Source organism: Ensifer sp. 1H6 (assembly GCF_001976035.1).
GTDB lineage: Bacteria > Pseudomonadota > Alphaproteobacteria > Rhizobiales > Rhizobiaceae > Ensifer > Ensifer canadensis.
The window spans coordinates 293,225-311,871 of sequence record NZ_MOAI01000002.1 but is presented as its reverse complement, the minus strand read 5'-3'; the positions used below and the strand labels follow the sequence as shown (position 1 = coordinate 311,871).

Genomic DNA, 18,647 nt, shown 5'->3' with positions numbered 1-18,647 from the left:
AGCCGGCAACGGTACAAGACGCTGGCCGTCGGCGGGCGCGTGGCCATCGCGCTGCCCTTTGCCGCCGCGAGCGAACAAGAGACAGAAGAAATGACTGAGAACGCAGCAAAATCTGCGGCCGGAAGAGCGTATTTCAAGGCTCCGATCTTCGCCGTGGCGCCGATGATCGACTGGACCGATCGGCACTACCGGTTTTTTGCGCGCCGGCTTTCGCGGCATGCGCTGCTCTATACCGAGATGATCGTCGCCGACGCGATCCTCAGGGGCGATCGGGTGAAGCTGCTCGGTTTTGATGCGTCGGAGCATCCGGTGGCGCTGCAGCTGGGCGGCAGCGATCCGCGCAAGATGGCGGAGGCGGCCCGCATTGCCGAAGCGTTCGGCTATGACGAAATCAACATGAATGTCGGCTGCCCGTCCGACCGGGTGCAATCCGGCACTTTTGGCGCCTGCCTGATGCAGGAGCCTGGCGTGGTGGCGGAATGCGTGGCGGCGATGAAGGCCACGGTCACGATCCCGGTGACGGTGAAATGCCGCATCGGCGTCGACGAGCAGGATCCGGAAGTGGCGTTGCGCGATCTGGTGTCGCGCGTCGTCGACGCCGGTACGGACGCGGTCTGGGTCCATGCCCGCAAAGCCTGGCTGCAGGGGCTCTCGCCCAAGGAAAACCGCGACATCCCGCCGCTCGACTACGCTCTCGTGCACCGGCTGAAGGCTGAAAACCCTAATCTTTTCATCGGCCTCAACGGCGGACTTCAGACTTTGAATCAGTCGCTTGACGAGCTCAAGCATCTCGATGGCGTGATGCTCGGTCGGGCCGCCTATCACGACAGCGCCATGCTTTCGTCGGTCGATGGCTTTTTCCCGCATCCGCTGACCGGCGCGCCGACGCTCATTCACGACGCTGCCGACTTCTCAGAGCGCGGCCACCGGCTGGACCTGTCCTTCTGGGCGGAATTGCGCGAAGCGATGGCCGATTATGCGGCCGGCCACATCGCCAATGGCGGCCGGCTCGCCCATGTCACGCGGCATATGGTCGGGCTGTTCCAGGGCTGGCCGGGTGCACGGCGCTACCGCCAGATCCTGTCGTCTGACGCCACCCGCCAAGGGGCTGGGCCGGAGGTCATCCACGCCGCCTTCGATGCCGTGTTCGAGGCGGCAGCCGCAAAGCAGGCGGCCGAGTAGGTCCGGAGACGTCGCGGAACGTCATCCTCTGCATGTCGCAGAGGGCCAGCGTCGGCACGGCCGGAATGTCTCACATGGCGACTAGGGACTGCGCCTACAGCTGCAACCTTGCGCCGCGGACGCGGCGCTGCTGGATTTCTGTGACGAGCACAGAAATGAGGGGCGACTTGTTCGAGGCAGAGCGGTGGCCCCGCTTGCTGGCCACATGGTGTGTTGTCGATCCTCACGGTGATCGAGAACGCCTGAGGCCAAATGAAAAGAGCTGGCGGACCCGCCAACATCGGCCGTCGTCCTCACACCGACGCGAGTCTCTCATTTGAGCCGGCGCCATACTCAGCCTTGAACCGCTGTCATCCTCGGCCTTGAGCCGATGATCCCCCTGGCCGCCCCGCGAATACTTGCGGATGCGGATGCCGAGGTCTCCTCGGTCGAAGCGAAGGCGGCTTCCGGCCAATGCGTCGGCACCCGCCCCGACACAAACCAACAGCCCAAGCGAAAACGGCGCCCCCTGGGGAGCGCCGCTTCCAAAAAGTCCAGTCGGACGATCCGGCTTACGAAGCCTGGATGTTGACGGCCTTCGGGCCCTTGCCCATGCGGTCAGCTTCGGTGTCGAACGTGACAACCTGGCCGTCCTTCAGCGTAGCAAGGCCAGCGGCCTGTACAGCGGAGATGTGGACGAATACGTCCTTAGCGCCGCCGTCCGGCGTGATGAAACCAAAACCCTTGTCCTGGTTGAAGAATTTTACGGTGCCCTTAGTGGCCATGGAAGAAGTCCTTTTCCTTCAGTCTTAAAGCTATACCCGCGCCCCCGTGAGGATGTGGGTGTGTCGTCTTCCGCATACAAGCGGATAGGCGTCGAGTAGTCACGATAACGGGGAAAGAACGTCCATTTGCCGCTTCCGGCCGGCCCGGCAAGCCGGGCACAAAAGAGAAAGTCCAGTCTCCGGGATTGAAAACGCCCGAACGGTAGCAGCAGTGACAGTATTTGCAAAAAAACGCAAGAGCCATTCGCGCGGCTTATTTCGGGAAAATGTGCCGCCAACCACAGCATTCTCAGGGGTTTTGGGGTTCTGCAATTCAAAGCGCCACAGCGACCTTGGCGCGTCTGATTAGACGCGCGGCGCTGTAGCGGCTGCCGCTTGGTGCAGACGAACGGCGAGGGGACGCAGAGCCGGGCGGGCTATCGGCGAGCATGTTGCAGACTGCCGCGTTCCGGCCGCTGGATGATCGCGATCTTGGTGTCATTCCTCAGCGGGCAACCATCGCCGCTATCGGCAAAAGTGGAAGAGGCGACCAAGGTTTTGGGGCAGGCGCGTGCCGCAGAAAAGAGCGAAGGTCACCCGCGGCGGGCGGAGTGCGTGTGAGGGCCGTTGATGGCGACGTCCGTTGATTGTCGCGGCCACGCGCGGGCCGATAAGCAGCCGAACAAGCGGGCCGAACGCGCATCGGTTTCCGCGTGCGCCAAGGTGCGTCGCCCTTCGATGGACCGCCTTCCGGCCATCGCTCCTGTTGCGGGCGACGCAGGTCACGTGGTCGGTTTGCGCCGTAACCATTGGTCCTGCATGGAAAAATCGGGGACGGCCCGTTTCCGACCACAATTTCGTCCCGACCACGGACGAACGTGCGCGCCGCCGCGTCGGAAGGGCGAGTGCTTCGGCGCGCCTCGACTTGATGAACGCGGCGCCCGGATGCGGTGATGATCCCATCACGCCGCATCAGCACTTGAACAAGTTTGGGATAACGCGCAGGCTTTACCGGTGATTGGTTCCGGTCTTCGGTTGCGTGCGTTAGGTCAGGCGGAGAAATCGGAATGCGAGACGAACAGGGGGCAGCGTGATCGATCCCTACGAGATGCTTGGCGTGGACCGCGACGCGAACGACCAGGCCATCCGCACGGCCTATCGCAAGGCGGCCAAGGCGGCCCATCCCGACTCGGGCGGCGATGCCGAGCAATTCGCCCGGCTGCAGGCGGTCTATGATCTCCTGAAGGATCCGGTGCGCCGCAAGGTCTTTGACGACACCGGCTACGACCCGCAGCTCGCCGAGCCGCGCGACCTCAAGGGCCTGATGATGCTGGAGACCCTGGTCAACGACTTCATTCTCGACGAGCGCGAGCCCGGCAGCTTCGACCCCGTCGCCGCCATGCGCCGCAAGCTTTCCGACGATATCGTCAAGAGCCGCTTCCACATCCTCGAGCTGGAGCGCCACCGCGCCCGCGTGCGAAAACACCTCGACCGCCTCGGCCGCCGGCCGGAAACCGACGTCCTCGGCTCGATGCTGCGCGCCCGCTCACGCTCGATCGCCGAGGCGATCAAGACCACCGAAGAGCAGATCAAGACGATCGAGCAGGCCTATGAAATGTTGGAAGGCTATTCCTACGAGCTGGAGGCGCTGGAGGTAAAGGCGCACGCCGCGGAGTAGCGCTGCTCGCATCTTGCCGCAGAAGGCAAGGGAGCCGTGCCGCTCGCCACTCGCGGCCCGACGCCGGCAGCCTGCGGACGTTCTGCCTCCAACTGGCCGTCACTGCGCTTGAAAACGCGGCGATCCGGTTCGCGTACAGCGCCGCGCGTCTTAATCAGACGCGCAAAGTCGCTGCAGCACTTTGAATGGCCGCCTGTTTTGCTATGGGCTTTGCGAGATGCAGGAATACTCGTCAACGGCGTGCAGCTGCAGCCGTCTGCACCATACTCGACGGTCGTTTTTGGGACACGCAAGGCGGTCGCGTCGGTTCAGAGCGCAGGGAATGAGTTTGCGGCGGTGGTGGCGGAACGGAGACGGGCTGGTGCAGGATCGGCATGACCATAACCACACGTTGCTTTCCTGGCTGTTTCAGGTTTAGCTGATATCGCCTTTAGCTGATATCACCGCACCGGGACTAGGGTGAACGCAGATGACCCGTCGCAGGAAACTTCATGCATCTCTGAGCGTCCTGGCGGTTGTGCTGGTCGCCTATCTGCTGGTCAGCTATTTCCTGCTGCCGGAGCTCTGGATCTTTCACGACAGGAGCCGGGTTGACGATTTTAGCGCCATGGTCACCACCACCGAGCAGGATATTCCCGGCGACCCTATCAACGTCGGCCTCGTTGGCTCCAAGGAACAGGTGATCCGCGCCTTCGCCGCGGCCGGCTGGGATCCGGCCGACAAGATAACCCTGCGATCCTCCGTCGACATCGGATTGAGCGTGGTGCTCGATCGGCCGGACCTCGATGCACCGGTCAGCCCTTTGTTCTTCGAGGGCCGGAAACAGGATCTGGCGTTTGAAAAGCCCGTCGGTAACAGCGCCGACGAGCGAAACCACGTGCGCTTCTGGCAGACCAAACATACCGGCTCGGATGGCAAGCCGCTTTGGCTCGGCTCGGCCAGCTTCGACCGCGGTGTCGGCTTCAGCCACGACACCGGCCAGATCACCCACCATATCGGCCCGAACCTGGACGCAGAGCGAGACTTGGTCATCGGCGATTTGCAAAAGGCCGGACAGGTTTCCTCGACCTACGACATCCCCGGCATAGGCGCCACCACGACCGGCCGCAACGGCGGTGGCGATCCCTATTTTACCGATGGCAAGGCGCTGGTTGGAGTGCTGGGGCAGGTGACGGCTGGCACTGGCGGCTAAAGCGTGGCCCGCAAGACGATGGCTCAAGCTCGGCGATGTCGTGAACTGACGACCGGGCTGCCGCGGATTCGAGACCGTCGGCCAACACCTCAGCCGTTGCGGACTTTGATAAAGTTCCTATCCTACAGCGCCGCGCATCTGACTAGATGGGCAAAGGTCGCTGTAGCACTTTGAACTGCTGCATGTTTCTTTAAAGCGAATAGGATTTAAGGAAACATGCAGTAGCCGCCCATGGGACGCGCCAGACGGACAGAGGGCAGTGGAATAACGGGAACGGGGCCGGAATGAGTGCGATCTTGATTGCCGTTGCCGCGTTCCTTTGCCTGAGTGTGGCGGCGCTTGGCATGATGCACCTCTATCCGAAGCTGCCGGCGCGTCATCGCGATGATGACACCAATACCGTCGTGCGGCTCGTTGCCAATATCTTCGTGGTCATGGCGTCGTTGGTCTTCGGCCTGATGATCAATTCGGCCAAGAATACGTTCGAGGGGATCGACGACAATGTGCATTCCTTCGCCATCAATCTGATCCTTCTCGACCGGACGCTCAGGACCTATGGCCTCGCCGGCAACGATGCGCGGCAATATCTGATCGCCTATGTAGAGGGGGTGATTGCCGATCCCGAAAGGGTCGACAATGTGCAGCACCAGGGACCCAATTCCACGCAACAGCGGCTGGATACGGTCGGTAACAGCCTCGCGGCCATTCAGCCCGCCGACAGCCTGCATGAATCCATGCTGGTGAGTGCCCGCCAGCAATATAACCGCATCGTCGAACAGCGCTGGACGATCGTCGAGCAATCGGAAGGCGCAATACCGATGCCCGTCATCGGCATGCTGATGGCGTGGATGACGCTGATCTTCGCCAGCTTCGGCTATCGCGCGCCGCAAAACGTCGTGGTCGTCGCCATGTTCGTGGTTTCGGCGATGTTCATCGCCGCCTCTGTCTATGTCGTGCTCGACATGGACATTCCGTTCACCGGCGCGATCCTGATTTCAGATGCGCCCCTGCATAGGGCGCTGGCGGAGATGAAGCTGTAGCGCGGAGCGGTGATGCATGCTGGGCTAGCCGCTGCCGTCCGCAAAGCTTTGCGCGATTCCGGGCAATTTGCCCGGCTGCAGGCGGCCTGCGTTCTCCTGAAGGATCTGGTGCGCCGGAAGATCCATGCCGACACCGGCTACGATCCGCAACTCGCCGAGCCGCGCGACCTCAAGGGCCTGATGATGCAGGAGCTTGATAGGCACAGGGGGGGTGGAGTTGAATTAGCCAGCCCATCATTCGATTAAGACGTGCGGGGGTACTCAAGCCATCGGGCCGGAGCGCGGTCTTATGGAAAGCTAAAGCAGAGGAAGCCCACGTGGCCGCATAAGGCAGTCCTGTTTGGCCAGGCCGCCTGAGGCGACGGAACTGGATGAGTTCAGTTCTGCCGAATGATTGACGACTCTGCGGCTGCTCTCCCAAAAAGAACTATGCTTTGATGTAGCGGAAGTTAAACGCAGATGCGTTCTCATTTACGGGTTTGATTCGACCGGAACCTCTCAGTTTCTGGAGTGCCAATTTAACTTTCTGCATATCATCCTCGCCGCGCGGTCATCTCGTCTGGTCAGGTCACGTCGACAAGATACTCATAGAAGTGGATCCCAAGCTTGACGCCAGCGATAGGCTTTGCAACCCGCGCCGCCCTCACATTGAATGGCGCTGCGCCTTGAGAAAGGTCCTATCCTTGGCGCGTCTGGTTCGCGCATACTGGGCGTGGTGTGATGAGAGCTGCGCCGGGATAACGCAAACTTGTTCGCCGTTGCCGACGCTACTTCCCCGGCCGCCCCGTCTTGCCCTTCGTCCGCCCCTTCTGACGCTTTTCGTCGACGGGGTCTTCATAGGAACCGACGCCCGGTTTGGCGCGGATGAGCGGCTTGTCCGGCACCTTGCCGATGACGGGTTTTTCGGTGCGGCCGACAGTCATTTCGTCGAGGCTGTTCTTGCGGAAGAGCGATTGGCTCTCGGCATCCTTGCGGCCGGCCGGCGTTGCCACGTCGCGGCCCATTTCGTCGAGTTCGGGCTTGCGAAACAGCGGGCGTTCGGTGTCGGTGCCCGGACCCATGTCGTCGAGCGACGGTTTCTGGAACAGGGAATTGTCGTCCGCGATGGTGGTGGGTCCTCGGCTCAAGGCTGAGGATGACGGCGAGGGGGAGGCCTTACCGCTATTTGGTGCCGTTGCCTTTTTCCGCCCCGTTCCACCTTCGATCGCCTTGGCTTCTTCCCGTGCCATCGGGTCGTCCATGGCGGCGAGTTCGGCGGCTTTGAGGCGCTTGATCTCGTCGCGCAGGCGGGCGGCCTTTTCGAAGTCGAGGTCGGCGGCGGCGTCGCGCATCTGCTTTTCCAGCGCGTTGAGGTGCGCCTGGAGGTTGTTGCCGACGAGGTGGCCGCCATCGGCAAAGCCCTTGCCGGCGACGCCGGAGATGTCGGCGCGCACGTGGTCCTTCTCGTAGACCGAGTCGAGGATGTCGGAGATCTTTGCCTTTACTGATTCCGGCGTGATGCCGTTGGCCTCGTTAAAGGCCATCTGCTTTTCGCGGCGGCGGCTGGTTTCGTCCATGGCGCGCTGCATCGACCCGGTGATCTGGTCGGCATAGAGGATGACCTTGCCGTCGACGTTACGCGCGGCACGGCCGATGGTCTGCACCAGCGACGTCTCCGAGCGCAAAAAGCCTTCCTTGTCGGCGTCGAGGATGGCGACGAAGCCGCATTCGGGAATGTCGAGGCCTTCGCGCAGGAGGTTGATGCCGACGAGCACGTCGAAAGCACCCAAACGAAGATCGCGGATGATCTCGATGCGCTCCAGCGTGTCGATGTCGGAGTGCATGTAGCGGACGCGAATGCCCTGTTCGTGCAGGTATTCGGTCAGGTCCTCGGCCATGCGCTTGGTCAGCACCGTCACCAGCGTGCGGTAGCCGGCAGCGGCCGTCTCGCGGATTTCGCCCAGCACGTCGTCGACCTGGGTTTTCGCCGAGCGCACTTCCACCGGCGGATCGATCAGGCCGGTCGGGCGGATGACCTGTTCGGCAAAGACACCGCCGGACTGCTCCATTTCCCAGCTGCCGGGCGTGGCCGAAACCGCGACGGTGTCGGGGCGCATGGCGTCCCATTCCTCGAAGCGCAGCGGACGGTTGTCCATGCACGAGGGCAGGCGGAAGCCGTATTCGGCCAGCGTCGCCTTTCGGCGGAAGTCGCCGCGATACATGCCACCGATCTGGCTGACGGAGACGTGGCTCTCGTCGATGAACAGCAGCGCGTTGTCGGGGATGTATTCGAACAGCGTCGGCGGCGGCTCGCCGGGATTGCGGCCGGTGAGGTATCGCGAATAGTTCTCGATGCCGGCGCAGGAGCCGGTGGCCTCCAGCATTTCGATGTCGTAGCGGGTGCGCTGCTCCAGCCGCTGGGCTTCGAGGAGGCGGCCGCCCTTTTCCAACTCGGCCAGCCGGTGCTTCAGCTCTTCCTTGATCGCCTTGATGGCGCCGTTCAGCGTCGGGCGCGGGGTGACGTAGTGCGAGTTGGCGTAGATTTTTACCGATTTCAGGTCGCCGGTCTTCTGGCCGGTCAGCGGATCGAACTCGGTGATGGCGTCGATCTCGTCGCCGAACATGGAGATGCGCCAGGCGGCATCTTCCAAGTGGGCCGGAAAGATTTCGATGGTATCACCGCGCACGCGAAACGAGCCGCGCTGGAAATCCATGTCGCGGCGCTTGTATTGCTGCGCCACCAGGTCGGCCAGCAGCTGCCGCTGGTCGAGCGTGTCACCGACGCTCATCTGGAAGGTCATGGCGGTATAGGTCTCGACCGAGCCGATACCGTAGATGCACGAGACCGAGGCGACGATGATGCAGTCGTCGCGCTCCAGCAGCGAGCGGGTGGCCGAGTGGCGCATGCGGTCGATCTGCTCGTTGATCGAGGATTCCTTCTCGATGAAGGTGTCCGAGCGCGGCACGTAGGCTTCCGGCTGGTAGTAGTCGTAATAGGAGACGAAGTACTCGACCGCGTTGTCGGGGAAGAAGTTCTTGAACTCGGAATAGAGCTGGGCGGCCAAGGTCTTGTTGGGCGCGAGGATGACGGCGGGGCGCTGGGTCGCCTCGATCACCTTGGCCATGGTGAAGGTCTTGCCCGAGCCGGTGACGCCGAGCAGCACCTGGCTGCGCTCGCCGGAGGCAAGGCCCTCGACGAGATCGGCGATCGCCGTCGGCTGATCGCCGGCGGGCTCGTAGTCGGAGACCATGCGGATCTCGATGCCGCCTTCGGATTTCGGCGGCCGGGCAGGGCGGTGCGGCGTCCAGAGCTTGCCGTCCTTGAACAGCGGATTGCCGCTCTCGATCAGCGCCGACAGCGCCTCCACGGTGGCGGTGACGCCGGAAGTGGACAGCTTGTCGGCATCCTCAAGCGACACGTCGAGGCCGGCGACCGGATTGAGGCCCGCCGCGGCGCGCGTCTTCGGGTCGGTCGTGCCGCCCATGGACGTCCCGCGGGACGTCCTTCCGCTCACGCTGTCGGCGCCTTGCGCCTTCGCTCCGCGTGGGCCTCGCATTGGCTCGGACGCCCCTTCGGGCTTGCGGCCTGCGGCCGATTTCGCGGCGATCTCCACCTTCTTGCGGTGCTTGCCGGCCTTGGAGGCGACCTCGCGCTGGCTCTCGAAGGCGGAAGCCTCGGCATCGGCCTCGAGCTGTTTCACCCAATCGGAGACGTTGCCGGATAGCGGCGTTCCCGACAGCGGCGCCTGCGGGGCTTCCTCGAAGCCGCCGGGCACTGTGGTTTTCCTGGGGGGATTTTTTGCAGACGTCTTCGGATCCTGGGCCATGGCGGGAATATGGACAGAGTCATAACGAAAATAAAGGGGGAATGAGTACAAAAGGGAAACGAAATGCATGGATTCTTCCGGGTGTTTACCGGTCCTGGGGCGACGGTTTGCCCATGTCGGTGGCCGAGCTTGCCCGCCAACGGGGAGAGGTAGTCTGCGGGCGCATGTGCGACCCCCGATCTAGCAAGATCAACTGGAGCTTGCAGTCGTTCCAACTGCTGCATCTTGCCGTCATCGGTTCCGGCTCAAGAAAACAGCCGGCAATGACGCCAGTCGCAGCTGAAAGCGCGACGCTTGCATCGTGTGCATCTTGGCTTCCCTATGGCCCGGCGGAAGCAGACTACCAGCCCGTTCGCCTTGGCCAGGCAATGCCCACCGTTTCCTCGTCTTCCTGTCGGCTCACGGCAGCTTTCGACGGGTGACTTCCGGTGTGTCGGTGCATTGAGTTGTCTATCTGGCGTTGTATTTGCGCCTGCCGTTCGTGAGGCAACATGCCCGGCGCATCTGGCGTTTTGGACGTATTGTTTTCGCGCCGGCAACGGGGAGGGGTTGGCTTTTGCTAGTTCTGGTTGCCGCCGGTTACCTCGAATGGGCGAGCAGACATCCGGCCATGCCGCGTGGTAAAAAGAGTGGTTTGGAGGGGCTCATGTCGCGTTTGCGCAGTGCCGCACTCATCGCTGTTAGTGCCACGCTTTTTTGTCCAGTGCCGAGCTTTACTGCCGAGCCCATTGGCCAGGCAGTCTCGATCAGGACGGAAGTCTCCGGCAAGAGTGGTCCGTTGGCGGTCAGGGACCCGGTCTACCGGGATGAACGGATCCGGACGTCAAAGTCCGGCCTTGGACAATTCGTCTTTCAGGACGGGACCAAGCTGGCTGTCGGCTGGGGATCATCCGTGGTCATCGATCAGTTCGTCTATGACGGCAGCAAGTCGGTGAAGAAACTGACGATCATGGCCGCCAAGGGAACCTTTCGCTGGGTCAGCGGCAAATCCAAACATTCGGCTTACGAAATCGTCACGCCGGCCGGCACCATCGGCGTGCGCGGCACGGCGTTCGATTTTTATGTCGGCAGCGATGGAACGACCGCGATGGTGCTGCTCAGCGGCGCGGCGAGCTTCTGCGGCGCCGGCGGATGTCGCCAGCTGACGCAGCGCTGCGACTGTGTGGTGGCAAAGCCCGGCGGCGCCGTCAGCCAGGCCAGCCGTGTCAACCGCCGTACGCTGCAAGCACTCGGCAACGCCCAGGCCTTGCCGTTCTTGTCTGGCGGCCAGCGGCTTTCCGGCGCCATGGGTTGGGCCGGAGGCGGCTGCGGGCTACGGGCTGCAATCCAGCGCGAGAGTTCTCCGGCGCAGCAACCGGATCCGGTCGTCCGCGAAGAGCCTAAGCCGGAAACGCCGCGACCACAAAAGCAGCTTCGCGAACAGGGCCATGACAAGCATGATCGAGGTGTGAAGCACGATCGAGGTGAGAAGCATGATCGCGGTGGCGAGAAGCACGACCAGGGCCGCGACAAGCAGGATCAAGGCGGCGACAATCAGGATCAGGGCGGCGACAACAACGACACCGGACCTGGCAGCACGGAACAGAGCAGCGGCAATCAGACCAACGGCACTCAGAGCAGCGCCGGCCAGAACGTCGGCGCCCAGAGTGGCGGCAACAGCCAGGATGGCGGCAAACGCGGCGGTGGCGACCGTGGTCGCAACACCGGTGAGTAGCAGGAGACCGCGCAATAGGTGCCCCACCGGGCTGCCAAACGCGTCCTTGATGGTGACAATGACGATTGATCGCTACTCGGCGATTCGGCTTTCCTGCTCGGCGGGAACATCGATGAAATGCTCCGCCCGGCGAGTGATCCTGCCGTAGAAGGTCACCAGACCCGGCGTGATCGCCGCCGCCTTGAGCTTGGCGGCATTGGCCAGGCTGCGGCTGGTCGAGGCGCGTGCACGCAGGTTTTCGATCAGCCTCGAATGTAGTCTGTGCAACTCACCGAAGTCGAGCGAAGAGGCGACGCCTTCGTCGCCGGCGACGGCAAAGAGCCGGGTTCGCGTCGTCTTTCCCTTCAGCCCCAGGGCGCCTGCTTCCAGCAGCGCGCAACCGGGCAGCGCCTGCGCCGTCGCTTCCGATACGAGAATGTCGAAGCTCACCTCCTTGCACGCCGCCTCGATGCGGGCGGCGATGTTGACCGTGTCGCCAACAGCCGAATAGTTGAAGCGCGTCTCGGCGCCCATGTTGCCGACACAGGCGATCCCCGTATGGATACCGATGCCGATACCGACCGCCTGCGTCGCGCCGAAACCGAAGGCGTCGTCGGCATTGAGCCGCGCCAAGGTCTCACGCATGCCGAGCGCTGCCCGCAGCGCCTTTCGCGGATGGTTGGCGACATCGACCGGTGCGTTCCAGAAGGCCATGATCGAATCGCCGATGAACTTGTCGAGCGTGCCCTCATTGGCAATGACGTGCCGGCTCAGCGCATCGAGCAGGGTGTTGAGAAAGGTAACGACATCGGTCGGCGCCATGCGCTCGCTGATCTCGGTGAAGCTGCGCACGTCGACGAACATGACCGTCAGTTCTCGATCGTCGCCGCCGAGCCGAAGGGCGTTGCGATTGTGTTCGATCCGATAGAGCAACGACGGTGAGAGATAGCGGCCGAAGGCCTGGCGAACCTCGCGGCGCTCGCGGTCGGTGACGAGGAAGCGGAACGCCGTGGCCGAAAAATGGGTGATGGACGCCGCAAGGATCGGCGCCAGCGGATCGAAGAGCAGGCCGGCATAGGCGAACGCGACCCATGAGGCGACGAGCGCCAGCGCCGTGATCGCCATGCCGCAGGCAAGCGCCATGACGGGACTGACGAAAGTCGTCAACAGCACGAGCAGGCAGCCGGCAATCGCAATCGCCAGGATTTCCAGGCCATTGGCCCAGTCCGGGCGAGAGAGATAGTGGCCGGAGAGGATCTGCTCGACGATCTGGGCATGCAGCGAGACGCCGGGAACGTTCTGGCCGAGCGCCGTCGTGCGAACGTCCTGCAGGCCGGCGGCGGAGGTGCCGATGAACACGATGCTGCCTTCGATTGCCGCGCTGACGTCGGGAGACATGTCTCCATCCTCGAGAATGCGCCGTGCGGAGACATAGCGCTCGGTTGTATCGGGACTGACGTAGAGCCAGAGTTCGCCGGCGGCGGTCAAGGGCACGACGAAATCGCCGATCTTGGCAGCCGTCATCGTATCGGGCAGGTCGGGCGCGCCGGCGATGACATAGGTCGATGCGCCTTGCGCCACACGCAGCGCCTCCATTGCGAGACTAGGGTAGAGTTGCTGGCCGTCGCTCAGGAACAGGGGCACCGCTCGCACGACGGCCGAGGAGTCGCTGGGGTTGAGGCTGATATGGCCAAGACCGGCGGCATTGCTCTCCAGTTGCGGTCGCAGCGGCGTGGCCGACAGAATGCGCGGCGGTGCGCCGATCGGACTTTCGCCGGTGAAGGCGAAGCCCGCCTTGACCGGCGGCAGGTAGCTTCCTTCGTTGGTCAACCCGAAGCCGAGGACGACGGGCTTTTCCGCGATCGACTGTGCAAAGACCTCGTCATTGTCGGGCAGGCGCTCAAGCAGCGTGGGATCGATCTCCGGCACGTCGCGCAATACGTTGCGTGGCGACAGCCGATCCGGCTCGGCAAACAGGATGTCGAAGGCGATCGCCGACGCCCCCATCTCCGCCAGCCTGTCCGTCAGCTTCGCCAGCCGGTCTCGCGGCCAGGGCCATTGCCCGAAGGCGCGCAGCGAGGCTTCGTCGATATCGACGACCTTGACCGGCATCGGCTCGTAGGCGCGCGGGGACAGCCGCTGATATTCGTCGAAGGTGACGTCGCGCGCCTGTTTCAGAAGCTGCGGATCGCTGGCGCGCAGCAATGTCAGGACTACCACGACGGCCAGACCGATCACGACGCCGAGCTGTTGCGCACGTGTCATGGCGCCTCACGGTATAGCGGGCAGGCCCGCCTTGCGCAGCCCGTCGGTGAAATGCGCGTAGTCGGCGGGATCGACATAGGCGGTGAGGATCTGCCAGTAGCGCTTGAGATCAGAGGGGGCGTTGGCGATCGCCTCGTCGATAAGCTTGCAGGTATCCTCCGTGCGCCCGAGCTGGCCGAGGCAGGCGAGCACAACGACCAGATTGAAATAGGTGCGCCGCAACAGCAGTCCGCGCTCGGCATGGTGCTGCGCCTCCTCGTAATTGCCGAGATGATAGTGGGCAAGCGCGAGCCGGTTAAGGAAGAGATAGGTCAGCGGATCGTGCGGGCTCAGACGCAAGGCCTTGTGCAGTGGATCGAGCGCTTCGGCGAAGCGGCCGATGAAAATGCGGGCCCAGCCGAGTGCCATATAGGCCAATGCGAGATTGGGGTTGAGATCGATCGCCTGCTGCGCTTCGGCAACGGCCGCATGCGGACGATGGGCTGCGAAATTGGCAAGGCACATGACGTAGTGCGAATAGGGATCCCGATCTTCGAGCGCGATGGCGCGCTCGGCTGCGGCGAGCAGTTCAGTCCTGTCGCGGTCGATATCGTCGCTGAAGCCGAAGAAACATCGGGCGTAGAGCGAACGCGCCAGCATCATATGGGCGCGGCCGAAATCCGGATCGAGCGCGATGGCACGACGATGCCAGTCGATCGCCTCGGAGAAATGCGCGGCCGTGTCCTGGGCGTTGTGCAGCAGCGTGCCGCGCATATGGCATTCGTAGGCGTCGAGGTTCTCGGTGCCGCGCAACAGCGCTCGCCGATTTTCGCCGATCAGAATTTCCGGCTCGATGGCGGCGACGACGTGCTGGGTGAGTTCGTCCTGGATGGCGAAGATGTCCGCCACTTCGCGATCGAAGCGCTGCGCCCAGAGATGCACGCCGGTCTCGGCCTCGATCAATTGCCCGGTGACACGCACGCGGCTTCCTGATCGGCGCACGCTGCCCTCGACGATGTAGCGCACGCCGAGATCGCGGCCGATCTGCTTCGCGTCCGCTGCGTGCCCCTTGTAGGCGAAGGAGGAGTTCCGCGCGATGACGAAGAACCAGCGACAGAGCGAGAGCCCGGTGATGATGTCCTCGGTCAACCCGTCGGCGAAGTAGTCCTGGCCGGGATCGTCCGACATGTTGAGGAAGGGGAGCACGGCGATCGACGGCTTGTTCGGCAGGCGGAGCGGCATGCCGGGCAGGTCGGGCACCGTCGGGTCTTCGCGCCAGTCGACGCTGTGCACCAGCACCGGCCGCGGCATGTTCTTGAGCGTCTGCTCGCCGAGCTTGACCATGGGGAAGTCGAGCTTGCCCTCGATCTGGTCGTGCAGCGTTCCCGAGATGCAGACGCCGGCCGGTCGCGCCACCTGCTGCAGCCGCGCTGCGACGTTGACGCCGTCGCCCAACAGGTTTGTGCCTTCGACCACGACGTCGCCGAGATTGATGCCGATGCGGAACTCCATGCGTTTCTCCGGCGCCAGATCGGCATTGCGGCGTTGCAGGGCGCGCTGGATAGCAACGGCGGCGCGGACCCCCTGGACGGCGCTGTGGAACTCGGCGACGACGCTGTCACCGGCAGTGCTGAAAATGCGACCGCCATGCTCGGCGACGAGGTCGCCGATCGTGGCGCAATAGGTGCCCAGCGTCGCAAGCGTACCTTCCTCGTCGGTCGCGACGAGGCGACTATAGCCAGCGACATCGGCAGCGAGGATGACTGCGAGCTTCCGTTCCAAAGGGGCAAGCCCCTCCCGCGGCGTACAGCTAGAGGAAATTAAGGGTAACGTAATTTAGCAATATCTAGAAGCGCGAAAAGCGCGGCGATCGTGTGTCGGCATCGATTGCTGCGCCGATTTTGGGGCCATTTGCGGGCCGAAGGCGCTTTCGCCCGTGGATTGCACGTTTGAAGCGATGGAAGGACCTGCGTTGTGTTGGGGGCCTCAATCCCTATTTCCAGCCGGCGACGTAACGTGCGAAGTTTACCGGCAGCGAGTGGCCGACGGCGACCGCAAAGCGCGAATCCAGCGTGAGGGAAAGCATCTTGATCATCGCGTGCCTGCATACCGCCGACAGCAACGTCGCCGTCTTCGAAGCCGCCGCGCGCGAACTCGGCCTTGCCGCGGGCGTGCTTCGCCATGCGGTGCGGCCGGACCTGCTCGAGGCTGCGGAACGGGCAGGCGGGCTCACGACGATATAGCCGAGGAGACGGCTGCAGCGCTGACGGCGCTTGCAGGCGGCGCCGACGCCGTGCTCCTCACCTGTTCGACGCTCGGGCCGAGTACCGCGATCGTGCGTGAAGCGCCGGTGCCGGTGTTGCGGACTGATGCCGCGCTTGCCGAAAAGGCAGCGTCGATCGGAGAAAAGGTGGTGGCGCTCTGCGCCGTCGAAACGACCGTGGCGCCGACCACTGCGCTTTTTGCCGAGGCCACGAAGCGAAAGGGTGTGGCGCTCGAGGTGCGTCTCGTCGCAGGCGCATGGGGTCTGTTCAAGGCCGGTGACCGCGATGGCTATCTCGCCGCAATCGCCGATGCAGCCGACGCCGCCTATAACGATGGCGCGGCGATTGTCGCTCTCGCTCAAGCCTCCATGGCCGGGGCGGCCGAGCTTGTGCGTCGAGGAACGCGCCCCTTGACGAGCCCGTCTGCGGGGCTGAGCGCCGCGTTGGAACAGATCGCGCAGATGGCCTCGCGGGTTGCGCGATGAGTAGAGTGTTTGATTGTTGATTCAGGTGTTTAGGGCGAAGATTTAAAATTCGGAATCCGGTTGCCGGCGTCACGGATTGCCGTGACGCGGCGGGTCTATGCGGAGAGGATCTTTCGCCCAGCAGCCAATTTTGGAACCGTGCTGTCTTCCTTTCAACCCCGCCGGCTTGATTGCCCCAGACGTCGACCTCCATCGGGCGCTATGCCTCGATGGTCATTCGCGCCATCCAGAGGCGTTCGGCGCCGCCTTTGAAGATGAGGCGAAGCAGCCGCTCGACTGGTTCGTCAACCGGCTGACCATCGCCACGGTCATTGGCGGTTTCGATGCTGCCGGCGGGCTTGTGCGTTATGCGCCTGACGGTTCCGCCGGGGGCGGATCGCGTGTGGTTGGCGAAGATATGGGGATAAGCGTTTGTCTTCATGGAGAAAACTCTAGAAACGTATCGTCGTTATCGCTTACTTGGGCGTTCTATCGAAAGACTGTTTCGACGGACCAAATTCCGTCGATAGGATGCCGCCATGAACGCCCTGATACGACTGACCCGTGAAGACGATGCGCCAGCGCTGCCCGATATCGAGAGATCGTCGGGTGAGGCATTTCGCACCGTGCCCGAGCTTGCCTGGATTGCTGACGACGACGTCCAGTCGGTCGCATCGCATCTGGAATTCGTTCGCTCCGGTCTTTCCTGGGTTGCGGTCGACGATCGCGACCGCCCGCTTGGATTTCTTTGCGCCGAGATCAGCGATGGTGCTCTGCACATCTGGCAGCTCGCGGTGCTGCACGAGCGGCAAGGCCTTGGACTTGGGCGCGCCTTGTTCGCAGCCGCTATCGCGCATGCGCGCGACCGCTCGCTTGGCGAGGTGACGCTGACCACGTTCCGCGAACTCGTCTGGAACGAGCGCTTCTATCGCAAGCTCGGCTTCCTGACGCTCGGCGAAGAAGAGCTCGGCTCGCGGCTGGCCCAGATCCTGGCGAAGGAGGCGACAAACGGCCTACCGGCCGAGCGGCGCTGCGCGATGCGCCTGTCGCTCGACGGTGCGCAGCCGGACATGCGCGACGATAGCCTCGTTCGTTGACCGCAGATCTTTCCGTCGTCGGCTAACGTCTAACTGCGACCACCTGACCGCGGGTGAACTGCGAAACCGTGACGCGACCCGATTGGTTGCCGCCAATCACCTTCGCCGTCGATTTGGACAGGGCGGAGATGATGCCGACGTGATAGCTGCGGCCGGTGCGCACAACGATGATGTCGCCGGGACGGGCATAGGACAGCTTGACCGGCGCGCCGAAACGCAGCCAGGAGCGGGCGATGCCGAAGCTTTGTGGCGGTGTTCGGCCAGCCTTACGGGCTATCAAGCCCATGAAGTGGCCGCACCAGGGGGTGCGGGCCGGATTGATGCCGAGCGCGGTCCGGAGCCGCTTGTTGTTCTTGACCTCGTGCAGGCCGTTATATTGCTGGGCCTGGGCCAACATGCCCGCCGTGGCCACATCCGGTGTCAAAAGCGCGACATAGGCAGCCGCGAGAAACGCCAGGACCTTCATGGTCAGGTCTCCTTGCCAAGTTGTTTGGTGCGTGCATCCCGGATGTGCCTGGCGATCGCCGAACACTGCCCCCGGTTTTCATCTGCATCGATCACTGTTTTCGGGGATATCGGCGGTTCGCGCCTCGTGCGTTGCACCTTGAACGCAGCATCAGCGCGTCGGCGAACCGCGATGAAACGCGGTGCCAACTTCACGGCGATTGCCGTCGGAGTGTGGTATTCCCCTGCCTGTCCCGTCGGACGGTGCGCGGACTTTGCTCACCGTCTGGTGCAAAATTGTGGCAAAGGGCAAAAAATACGAATATTCGTGCGCAATCTAATCCATTTGGGTTAGATATCGCCGTGTTTTCTGGGTTTGGTGCGTTATTTTTGTGTTCTGCCTGGCCCCTGGCGCAGGCACCGCGATCCATTGATCGCATCTTCGGGCCCTAATTAAGGCAGCAATGTCAATTGTAGCCGAATGCGGCAGAACGGGCAAAGCCATGGAAAGGAACAGGAATCGACGCGGGCGGCCGCAAAGGTCGGGCGACCGCGCACCAAGGCGCCGGAGGTCGGGCGGCAGAAGTTGATGGATGCCGGCGCGTCGCTGTTCCTCGAACGCATAACTCCATGCGACGACGATCAGCGGCATAGCTGCGCCGACCGGCGCAAATTAACGTCTTTACAGCAGTTTACCGGGATTTTGTCAACGACAAATTCAGGTCTCGTGCGCTGCCGATCGCGCGTCTCAGATGATGTTTGCGCTTGTCATAGCGCGAGCGGCAAGATCATCCTGCCGG

14 protein-coding genes and 1 pseudogene are annotated in these 18,647 nt (G+C 63.1%); 9 read left to right on the top strand and 6 right to left on the bottom strand.

What is annotated here, in order from left to right; genetic code table 11:
- Positions 1-90 precede the first annotated feature (90 nt).
- Positions 91-1,182, top strand: a complete 1,092-nt coding sequence (gene dusA, locus BKP54_RS04340; RefSeq protein WP_025427310.1) for a tRNA dihydrouridine(20/20a) synthase DusA — start codon at positions 91-93, stop codon at positions 1,180-1,182.
- Positions 1,183-1,733: 551 nt separating this feature from the next.
- On the opposite strand, the gene BKP54_RS04335 is transcribed toward dusA, so the two are convergent.
- Positions 1,734-1,946 carry a cold-shock protein gene (locus tag BKP54_RS04335; protein WP_025427309.1) on the bottom strand — a complete coding sequence of 71 codons (213 nt, stop codon included), beginning with the start codon at positions 1,944-1,946 and terminating at the stop codon, positions 1,734-1,736.
- Positions 1,947-3,033: 1,087 nt separating this feature from the next.
- On the opposite strand from BKP54_RS04335, the gene BKP54_RS04330 reads away from it, so the two are divergent.
- From BKP54_RS04330 to BKP54_RS34890, 4 genes and pseudogenes are all read left to right on the top strand, one after another.
- A complete protein-coding gene (locus BKP54_RS04330) occupies positions 3,034-3,603 on the top strand; it encodes a J domain-containing protein (RefSeq protein WP_107027611.1) in 570 nt (189 codons plus the stop codon).
- Positions 3,604-4,072: 469 nt separating this feature from the next.
- Entirely contained in the window at positions 4,073-4,795 is a 723-nt protein-coding gene (locus BKP54_RS04325) for an LssY C-terminal domain-containing protein (RefSeq protein ID WP_025427307.1), read from the top strand.
- A 284-nt stretch (positions 4,796-5,079) separates the two neighbouring features.
- Positions 5,080-5,835, top strand: coding sequence for a DUF4239 domain-containing protein (locus tag BKP54_RS04320; protein WP_057208713.1), 756 nt, complete (start codon positions 5,080-5,082; stop codon positions 5,833-5,835).
- A gap of 54 nt (positions 5,836-5,889) precedes the next feature.
- Positions 5,890-6,027: pseudogene (locus BKP54_RS34890) on the top strand (molecular chaperone DnaJ); the annotation flags it as partial.
- Between the two features lie 575 nt (positions 6,028-6,602).
- On the opposite strand, the gene uvrB reads toward BKP54_RS34890, so the two are convergent.
- A complete protein-coding gene (gene uvrB, locus BKP54_RS04310; protein ID WP_084814294.1) occupies positions 6,603-9,641 on the bottom strand; it encodes an excinuclease ABC subunit UvrB in 3,039 nt (1,012 codons plus the stop codon).
- Between the two features lie 646 nt (positions 9,642-10,287).
- Between uvrB and BKP54_RS04305 the strand changes: the two genes are divergently transcribed.
- On the top strand, positions 10,288-11,355 hold the full coding sequence (locus tag BKP54_RS04305) for a FecR domain-containing protein (protein ID WP_025427303.1): 1,068 nt from the start codon (positions 10,288-10,290) through the stop codon (positions 11,353-11,355).
- 72 nt (positions 11,356-11,427) lie between these two features.
- Here BKP54_RS04305 and BKP54_RS04300 read toward each other — a convergent pair whose 3' ends face one another.
- The gene (locus tag BKP54_RS04300; RefSeq protein ID WP_025427302.1) at positions 11,428-13,599 is read right to left on the bottom strand and encodes an adenylate/guanylate cyclase domain-containing protein; all 2,172 of its coding nucleotides are present in this window, start codon (positions 13,597-13,599) and stop codon (positions 11,428-11,430) included.
- 6 nt (positions 13,600-13,605) lie between these two features.
- Positions 13,606-15,360 carry an adenylate/guanylate cyclase domain-containing protein gene (locus BKP54_RS04295; protein WP_025427301.1) on the bottom strand — a complete coding sequence of 585 codons (1,755 nt, stop codon included), beginning with the start codon at positions 15,358-15,360 and terminating at the stop codon, positions 13,606-13,608.
- Between the two features lie 305 nt (positions 15,361-15,665).
- Here BKP54_RS04295 and BKP54_RS36380 point away from each other — a divergent pair, with 305 nt between their 5' ends.
- Positions 15,666-15,821, top strand: coding sequence for a hypothetical protein (locus tag BKP54_RS36380; protein ID WP_245317799.1), 156 nt, complete (start codon positions 15,666-15,668; stop codon positions 15,819-15,821).
- 50 nt (positions 15,822-15,871) lie between these two features.
- Entirely contained in the window at positions 15,872-16,327 is a 456-nt protein-coding gene (locus BKP54_RS04290; protein ID WP_245317797.1) for a hypothetical protein, read from the top strand.
- A 199-nt stretch (positions 16,328-16,526) separates the two neighbouring features.
- Here the strand turns inward: BKP54_RS04290 and BKP54_RS04285 are convergent, their stop codons facing one another.
- Complete coding sequence (locus BKP54_RS04285) at positions 16,527-16,748, bottom strand: hypothetical protein (RefSeq protein WP_025427298.1); 222 nt, start codon at positions 16,746-16,748, stop codon at positions 16,527-16,529.
- 97 nt (positions 16,749-16,845) lie between these two features.
- Between BKP54_RS04285 and BKP54_RS04280 the strand changes: the two genes are divergently transcribed.
- On the top strand, positions 16,846-17,403 hold the full coding sequence (locus tag BKP54_RS04280) for a GNAT family N-acetyltransferase (protein ID WP_025427297.1): 558 nt from the start codon (positions 16,846-16,848) through the stop codon (positions 17,401-17,403).
- 22 nt (positions 17,404-17,425) lie between these two features.
- Here BKP54_RS04280 and BKP54_RS04275 read toward each other — a convergent pair whose 3' ends face one another.
- Positions 17,426-17,869, bottom strand: a complete 444-nt coding sequence (locus BKP54_RS04275; RefSeq protein WP_025427296.1) for a TIGR02594 family protein — start codon at positions 17,867-17,869, stop codon at positions 17,426-17,428.
- Positions 17,870-18,647: the final 778 nt, after the last annotated feature.

Excerpts from the sequence above, each read along its gene's own strand:
- BKP54_RS04280 (WP_025427297.1), top strand. The coding sequence starts at position 16,846 with ATGAACGCCCTGATACGACTGACCCGTGAAGACGATGCGCCAGCGCTG.
- BKP54_RS04300 (WP_025427302.1), bottom strand. The coding sequence starts at position 13,599 with ATGACACGTGCGCAACAGCTCGGCGTCGTGATCGGTCTGGCCGTCGTG.
- uvrB (WP_084814294.1), bottom strand. The coding sequence starts at position 9,641 with ATGGCCCAGGATCCGAAGACGTCTGCAAAAAATCCCCCCAGGAAAACC.
- BKP54_RS04320 (WP_057208713.1), top strand. The coding sequence starts at position 5,080 with ATGAGTGCGATCTTGATTGCCGTTGCCGCGTTCCTTTGCCTGAGTGTG.
- BKP54_RS04330 (WP_107027611.1), top strand. The coding sequence starts at position 3,034 with ATGCTTGGCGTGGACCGCGACGCGAACGACCAGGCCATCCGCACGGCC.
- BKP54_RS04285 (WP_025427298.1), bottom strand. The coding sequence starts at position 16,748 with ATGAAGACAAACGCTTATCCCCATATCTTCGCCAACCACACGCGATCC.
- BKP54_RS04275 (WP_025427296.1), bottom strand. The coding sequence starts at position 17,869 with ATGAAGGTCCTGGCGTTTCTCGCGGCTGCCTATGTCGCGCTTTTGACA.
- BKP54_RS04305 (WP_025427303.1), top strand. The coding sequence starts at position 10,288 with ATGTCGCGTTTGCGCAGTGCCGCACTCATCGCTGTTAGTGCCACGCTT.
- BKP54_RS04325 (WP_025427307.1), top strand. The coding sequence starts at position 4,073 with ATGACCCGTCGCAGGAAACTTCATGCATCTCTGAGCGTCCTGGCGGTT.
- dusA (WP_025427310.1), top strand. The coding sequence starts at position 91 with ATGACTGAGAACGCAGCAAAATCTGCGGCCGGAAGAGCGTATTTCAAG.
- BKP54_RS04335 (WP_025427309.1), bottom strand. The coding sequence starts at position 1,946 with ATGGCCACTAAGGGCACCGTAAAATTCTTCAACCAGGACAAGGGTTTT.